This is a genomic window from Gammaproteobacteria bacterium, assembly GCA_003696665.1.
GTDB lineage: Bacteria > Pseudomonadota > Gammaproteobacteria > Enterobacterales.
On the sequence record RFGJ01000515.1, the window covers coordinates 1 to 6,756 of the forward strand.

Sequence of the window (6,756 nt, forward strand, 5' to 3'; positions counted from 1 at the left end):
ACCGTCATCACCATACCGGGTTCAAGCAGTCGTGGTTGTCCATCCACTTGATAATCACCAACATCATGCACATCCAATCCCAACCAATGCCCTGTTTTGTGCATGTAATACTGCCGATACGCTCCCTTCTTTACGAGCGTACTCACGCGCCCCTTCAAAAGTCCAAGATCGACCATGCCTTCAGTCAGAACCTCAACGGCTGCTTGATGAGGTTGCGACCAATCACTGCCGGGGCGTACCTCATTAATGGCAGCCTGCTGCGCCCGTAGCACCCACTCATAGGCGCGTTTCTGGAGGCGACTGAAACGGCCGGAAATGGGCCACGTGCGCGTAATATCAGCGGCATAGCCTTGATACTCGGCGCCAGCGTCCACTAGCAACAGATCTCCCTTGCGCAGGCGATCCTGATTCTCGGTATAGTGCAAAATCGTCGCATTGTCGCCGCCAGCCACAATGCTGCTATAGGCTTCAAATCGCGCTCCGGCCAATGCGAATCGATATTTAATTTCTGCCTCAATTTCCCACTCAAAACGACCCGGTTGCGTTTTTTGCATGGCCGCCTTATGCGCTTCAGCCGTAATTTTTGCGACATGGCGCATGATTTTGATTTCTGCCGCAGATTTGAACAAACGCATTTCATGCAGGATGTGCCGAATGTCGATCATTTCACCGACAGGCAGTGCCCCTTGGCGAACCTTTGCGCGAAGACGCTTGACCCAGCCGATGACTTGATTGTCAAACTCAGCATCAGCGCCAAGGGCATAGAAAATTTTATCTCGCCCTTCAATCAGTCCCGGCAGAATTTCATCAATGTCGTCAATGGGAAACGCATCATCTGCACCAAAACGTGCCTTGGCGCCCTCCGGCCCAAATCGGCGACCATGCCATGTCTCCATTTCCGGGTCTCGATCACGACAAAAGAGCACAAAAGCCCCATGTGAACGTCCTGGCACGAGCACGGCGACCGCATCCGGTTCGGGGAAACCGGTCAAGTACCAAAAATCGCTGTCTTGTCGGAATGGAAAATGCGTGTCTCGACTGCGGATCTGTTCTCTTGCCGCCGGGATAATGGCAATTGAATTCGCGCCCATACGCACCATCAGTTGGTCCCGACGTCGGGCAAATTCGGTCGCCGGTATCTTTATCATTTAATGTACGCTCCCAGACTGCGGTTGCTGATCTGATTTCTGAACATGTTCGGTAAACACGGTTTCTACCGCGACGCGTGCATATTCAACCACTTCCCAAAACGCCTTCTCCCACGACTCGTCGGCATTTCCGACATCCGGGTCAACGTCTGCAATTTGCTGAATCGCTTTCACCGCTTCCTTGGTATCCTCGGAAAGTGCCACAGAGCCATTCTGGCTACCAAAACCAAGCAACCACCCTTCACACCAGGCGATCAAAGCCTCCAGTCGGTCACCCAGAGAAACGTCGTCATCCGGAATCATTGGGGTGAGGCCCAAGAATGTCGCCAGCTGTTCAACCAATTGTTTCTGCATCTCACCAAGCAAGTGCATGGTTTCCGCAGACAAGGCCCCCGCATCCGTCAGATGCTCCAACAGCGGTTTCTTCCAGCTTTCCTTATCCTGCGATAATCCTCCACAATACAGGCCGCATAGGAGCCCGTGACATTCGGCTGGTGAAATATTGATCGATTCCTGCCGAAATGCCGCCTGTAACGCTTGGTAATCAATCTGCCTTTCTTCGTTCATGTGGCAATGTTATCCATGACGTGATTTGGACAAGTCTAACCTATTTTCGACATAAATTGGGGGGACAAATGTCACTGAGCCTCGCAGCAATGTGTGGCGGTAGCAGACGATGCCATTTTGCCGAACAACAAATTATTTGACTATTTCTGTCGAAATTCCTGCAGTATTGTATTGGCTTATCCATGCCAACCAGAATTGAGATCTGAGCGATACGGCCGCATGGTAAGAAAAGTCGTTTGACCCAATGGGATAAATCCCTCTATATTAGAATTCGTCGAAATAGGTATTAGTGCCATGCGCGAGTCTCCTGATTTGCAACAACTTGAATCCCGGGTATCGGAACTGATTGAACATTATCGGGCGTTAAAAGCCCGATATGATGCGTTGCACGCCGAACATGCAAAATTGGCGGCAGATCGCCAGCGGTTAATCGAGTACAACCGTATGGCGCGCGAAAAGATTGAGCATATGATTGCGCGGCTGCGAGCCATGGAGTCCACTGATGACTGACGAAAGGACCACCATCCAAGTCAAGATTTTGGGCAAGGAATACACCTTCGCCTGTCCACCTGAACAGACCGAAGCCTTGTATGCCGCGGCCAAGCAACTTGACGATCGCATGACCGAAGTGGCCAAAACCAGCCGACTCTCCAGTCCGGAGCGCATTGCGGTCATGACAGCGCTTAATATTTGCCACGAGATGATGACACTGGAAAAATCCTACCGAAATCTTGAACAACAAGTCGAGCAAAGCACAACGCGGATGCTCAAACAACTCGTCGAATGTTTAGGGCAACAGACCGAAATGCCATTGCCCGATTCCACCAATTCAGAAAAATAGTCATTGAACACTGATCCCGATCAGTTTTTGCGGCCACATGACTGGCAACAACCAAAATCCTGGTCTACAATGACAACATACTCTGGGTGCTGGGTTGTGCGCCAGTCGCAACAGTCCTCGAGCCGTTAATCGACACCTAGGGTCCTCGCGCTGGGCGGGAGGTGTGCATGTCCGACATTGCATCGGAAAGCCTGAATCCCGAACCGTGACGACCCCTCTTGAACCTTAGGGTTCAAGGGCCTCAGCGACAGCGGCAACCTGGTCCAGAGTCCTATTTTTGCCATCATGAAAGCTCAAAATAAATACGATATTCGTCAGCACATGCTTGCCCGCCGGCGGTCGCTGCCCGAAGCCGACTGCCAGGCCCTATCGCACGCGGTGTGCCAACGCTTCATTCAGTCCGTTGCGGTCCCTGACAAAGCACGCGTCGCTTTGTATTGGCCTGTCCACGGCGAAGTGGATACACGGCCGCTGATTCCCTTTCTGCAACAAAAGCAATGCGCACTTTACTGGCCAGTTATTCATGCATCGAGCCCGGGTGAAATGCGCTTTGCCCAATGCAACCGCCTTCATACTATGCAGCCAAATCGATTTGGCATTCCAGAGCCGCCCATTGCTTGGGACGACGCAGACGAAGCACCGACTTTGGACATCATCATCACGCCGCTGGTCGCCTTCGATCGCCGGTGTCAACGCCTTGGCATGGGGGGCGGTTACTACGACCGCCTATTTGAAAAAAATACTAAAGCCAAGAAAATTGGCGTAGCTTACGAATTCCAATACGTGGAGACATTACCCTCTGAGCCTTGGGATCAAAGCTTGGACCAAGTCGTGACAGAAAAACAAATCCACTGTGCAGTTAGCAAAATTACATAAGTTGTCTACACTTTTGGTAATCGTGCCAAAGACTGTGCCATCAACAATGAAACGTGTTTTTTTCGGTGCATTGCTTATCACTTCAGGCGTGCTTCATGCCAGCTCGGACCTTGATGACTTGACCGAGCTATTGAACACCCCGGTGGTCAGCAGCTCTCTATGGCGAGAATTTCAGAGCGATGCGCCTGCCACAGTCCTTGTGATCACCGGCGAGGAAATTCGCAAACGGGGTTACCGCGATCTGTCCGAGATTTACGATGACTTGCCTGGTATGCAACTCAGCCGCACCTATGCCGATATTCAGTTCAAAAACTACTGGCGTGGCATGCGGAAAACCATTGGCGACCCATTTTTACTTTTGGTTGACGGGCAGGAGGTCAACGACCTTTATTACAATGAAGGTGAAATCATCGCCAGCCTCCCGGTGACCAATATCGACCGAATTGAAATTGTGTATGGCCCCGCTTCGGTGGTCTATGGCGCCAACGCCTTTGTTGGCGTTGTCAATGTCATTACCCGGACACCGACCGAGGACATGTCGTTAGTCAGTTGGTCGGCCGGCGATCTCGACCGGGATACCCTTGATTTTACCGTGGCGCGTCATTTTGGTGATGAGGCCGTTCAAATTACCGGACGCTACGATTACCGTCTGGTCGATTACCGCAACAACGGACACTATGAGTGGCTCAACGCACACTATCTCACCGATCGACGCCTTTGGGGCGGCTTTTTGGATGATCCGGCGCTGGCCGGCCAAAACAATAGCCGTAACCTGTCAAAAGTGCTTGATGCACAGTACCGCCATGGGAAGTGGCAATTTCGCTCGCAGTATTTTGAACTCACCAGCGGGGGGGGCTTAGCTTACGCGTTTGATAAAGCCCAACCACATTATGTGTGGCGAGAATGGCAATGGTTAAACACCGTTGAACGCAGCCAGCAGTTATCGGACAGGCTAAAGCACACCATGCGACTTCGCCAAATCGCCACCGGTGTCTGGAAAGACGGTTACTTTGTATTAGGCTTTAACGAAACCGCCAATGTGCCCGGCGGTGAACAACGTGTGATACAGGGCTCTGTCTGGCAAAACAAGAACAAGAGTTGGCTTGTGCAAAGCGACTGGAATTATGAATTAAGCGCCACTCAAACCGTCGCTGCCGGTCTAAAAATTCAATATAAGGATTTGCACAAAGCCGGACGCAATATTTTTGGCCCAGCACTGCCACCAAGTGATGTCGATTTGCTCACGTATCCGTTTCCAACGCCGGCGACCTCGGATCCCGTGCCTCGCAACCGAATCAAGACGTGGGACTATTCGCTCTATGGGCTGTGGCGAATACAATTGGTCAATGGTGAGACCAATCAACAATGGTTGCACTTGGGCGTTCGGTATGATGACAACTCCGAATACGGGGGGGCAACGTCGTTCCGGGGTGGCTATGTCTACCGCACCGGCCCGTGGAGCCTCAAACTGCTTTACGGCGAAGCATATCAACCACCAACACCGAGGCTGCTCTATGGAGGCTGGACCGGCGCTGGCAGCGATCCGACGCTTGACCCTGAGGTTGGTCGGACGGCAGAAGTTGGCATCAGCTATCTCGGGCGGCAATGGGTCGCCCACTGGTCGCTCTTTCATATGCAAACACGGGATACGATCGTCAATTTCATTGGCGGTGCAGGAAACTTAGGCGAGAGAACCATTTACGGCAGTGACCTCTCCGCCAAGCGCTTATGGCGGGATGACGCAGGTCGCAGCTGGCAGCTGTGGGGCAGTTATTCCTATCTGGATGGTGAGGAGACCAAACCCAACGATCAGGCAATACCGTTTTCAGAAGAGGTAGGCGATATTGCGCCACATCAGTTCCATGTTGGGGTTGAAGTGAGCCGTGACAATCATTGGTCATTCTCATTGCGTGGTCGCTGGTATGCCGCGCGGGATACGGTAAGCACCAATCCTGTTGGGCAAGTCGACAGCTATCACACCTGGGACGCCAATTTTCGCTATCAGCCGCCAACTTTTCCATCAGTGACTGTGTTTATCTCGGTGAATAATCTCTTTGATACGTTGTATTTTCATCCCGGTGTGCGCGATGCGGGTGCCGGGACGACGCCCGGTTTTTTCGATGCCAACGGCGTCTGGCATGGCTCGCAAAGTTTTTATAATTCGCTGTTGCCGCAACCGGCACGCACATGGATGGCGGGCTTTGAATATCATTGGTAGTGTGTGTATTCAAATGCGTTATAATGTCAGCCTATGCGGACAAACCATGGGCACTCATGGATAAAGAAAGAAAGAAACAAGCCGCCGCCGAAGCAGCCGTCAGCCTGATTGAGGACGACTGGATTGTGGGCGTTGGCACCGGCAGCACTGCCAACTATTTTATTGATGCACTGGCCAAAATTAAAGGACGCATTGCCGGTGCCGTGGCAAGTTCGATTGAGACCGAGCGTCGTTTGAAGGCACACGGCATCCCCGTCTTCGATCTGAATGCTGTCAGCAATCTGCCTATCTACGTTGATGGGGCAGATGAAATCAATAAATCACTTCATCTCATCAAAGGTGGCGGAGGCGCATTAACCCGAGAGAAAATCGTCGCGGCGGTGGCAGAGACGTTTGTCTGTATCGCGGATGACTCCAAATTAGTGAGCTGCCTTGGTGCCTTCCCTCTGCCGATCGAAGTCATTCCTATGGCGCGCTCCTATGTTGCCCGTCAGTTGGTTGCCTTAGGGGGCGATCCAGTCTACCGTCACAACTTTGTGACCGATAATGGCAACATTATTTTAGACGTGCATGGGTTGGAAATTAGTCAGCCCGTTTCACTAGAAACGCAGCTCAACAACATTGTTGGCACGGTCACCAACGGCATCTTCGCCAACAGACGCGCCGACTTGGTGCTATTGGGGACGGATGACGGTGTGCAAACACTGCGTTAACGCAGGAAACACCTACCAAAAAGGCCACCAGTCTTCCAGCTCGTCACGACATTGGCGTAATTGCGCGCCATATTCTTTGGCACGTCGTTCCACCGTGGCAGCTACCTTTAACAACCACTTTTTCTTTTTGTAGGTACCGCGCTGATAGCCACCTCGACCCTCATGGTAGGCCAGATACTGTCGGCGCGCATCCCACTTCGAAATCTTTAGACGCTGATAAGTGCCGTAGATATACCAACCAACAAAATCAATCGCGTCTTCAAAGTCATCTCGGTCTGCCCATGTGTTTCCTGTCGCGCGCCGATACTCATCCCAAATTTCATCTTTCGCCTGGGCATAACCATAAGCGGACGACTTGCGCGGCCCCGGGATAAAGCCGAGATACCAGGTCCG

At 52.1% G+C, this 6,756-nt stretch carries 8 protein-coding genes and 1 other RNA gene; 6 read left to right on the plus strand and 3 right to left on the minus strand.

Annotated features, from left to right (window positions below; all coding sequences use genetic code 11):
- Window positions 1–1,148 (minus strand): M24 family metallopeptidase (locus D6694_12565; GenBank protein ID RMH38228.1); only part of this gene is annotated, 1,148 nt, incomplete at its 3' end.
- Window positions 1,149–1,715: a hypothetical protein gene (locus D6694_12570; protein ID RMH38229.1), complete on the minus strand. Its 567-nt coding sequence runs from the start codon at window positions 1,713–1,715 to the stop codon at window positions 1,149–1,151.
- A gap of 294 nt (window positions 1,716–2,009) precedes the next feature.
- Between D6694_12570 and D6694_12575 the strand changes: the two genes are divergently transcribed.
- The 6 genes from D6694_12575 (at window position 2,010) to rpiA (ending at window position 6,363) form a co-directional block, all read left to right on the plus strand.
- The gene (locus D6694_12575) at window positions 2,010–2,225 is read left to right on the plus strand and encodes a TIGR02449 family protein (protein ID RMH38230.1); all 216 of its coding nucleotides are present in this window, start codon (window positions 2,010–2,012) and stop codon (window positions 2,223–2,225) included.
- Window positions 2,218–2,556, plus strand: coding sequence for a cell division protein ZapA (locus D6694_12580; GenBank protein ID RMH38231.1), 339 nt, complete (start codon window positions 2,218–2,220; stop codon window positions 2,554–2,556). Before D6694_12575 ends, D6694_12580 begins: the two co-directional genes overlap by 8 nt.
- An 83-nt stretch (window positions 2,557–2,639) precedes the next feature.
- Window positions 2,640–2,825, plus strand: a non-coding RNA gene (gene ssrS, locus D6694_12585) — 6S RNA.
- Window positions 2,826–2,841: 16 nt separating this feature from the next.
- Window positions 2,842–3,432 carry a 5-formyltetrahydrofolate cyclo-ligase gene (locus D6694_12590; GenBank protein ID RMH38232.1) on the plus strand — a complete coding sequence of 197 codons (591 nt, stop codon included), beginning with the start codon at window positions 2,842–2,844 and terminating at the stop codon, window positions 3,430–3,432.
- A 46-nt stretch (window positions 3,433–3,478) separates the two neighbouring features.
- Window positions 3,479–5,650, plus strand: a complete 2,172-nt coding sequence (locus D6694_12595; protein ID RMH38233.1) for a TonB-dependent receptor — start codon at window positions 3,479–3,481, stop codon at window positions 5,648–5,650.
- Window positions 5,651–5,706: 56 nt separating this feature from the next.
- On the plus strand, window positions 5,707–6,363 hold the full coding sequence (gene rpiA / locus D6694_12600) for a ribose-5-phosphate isomerase RpiA (protein RMH38235.1): 657 nt from the start codon (window positions 5,707–5,709) through the stop codon (window positions 6,361–6,363).
- Between the two features lie 12 nt (window positions 6,364–6,375).
- On the opposite strand, the gene D6694_12605 is transcribed toward rpiA, so the two are convergent.
- Window positions 6,376–6,756: hypothetical protein (locus D6694_12605; GenBank protein ID RMH38234.1), on the minus strand; the 381-nt coding region annotated here is incomplete at its 5' end.

What these genes read in the sequence shown, in the direction of transcription:
- D6694_12570 (RMH38229.1), bottom strand. Translation starts at nt 1,715, where the DNA reads ATGAACGAAGAAAGGCAGATTGATTACCAAGCGTTACAGGCGGCATTT.
- D6694_12575 (RMH38230.1), top strand. Translation starts at nt 2,010, where the DNA reads ATGCGCGAGTCTCCTGATTTGCAACAACTTGAATCCCGGGTATCGGAA.
- D6694_12580 (RMH38231.1), top strand. Translation starts at nt 2,218, where the DNA reads ATGACTGACGAAAGGACCACCATCCAAGTCAAGATTTTGGGCAAGGAA.
- D6694_12590 (RMH38232.1), top strand. Translation starts at nt 2,842, where the DNA reads ATGAAAGCTCAAAATAAATACGATATTCGTCAGCACATGCTTGCCCGC.
- D6694_12595 (RMH38233.1), top strand. Translation starts at nt 3,479, where the DNA reads ATGAAACGTGTTTTTTTCGGTGCATTGCTTATCACTTCAGGCGTGCTT.
- rpiA (RMH38235.1), top strand. Translation starts at nt 5,707, where the DNA reads ATGGATAAAGAAAGAAAGAAACAAGCCGCCGCCGAAGCAGCCGTCAGC.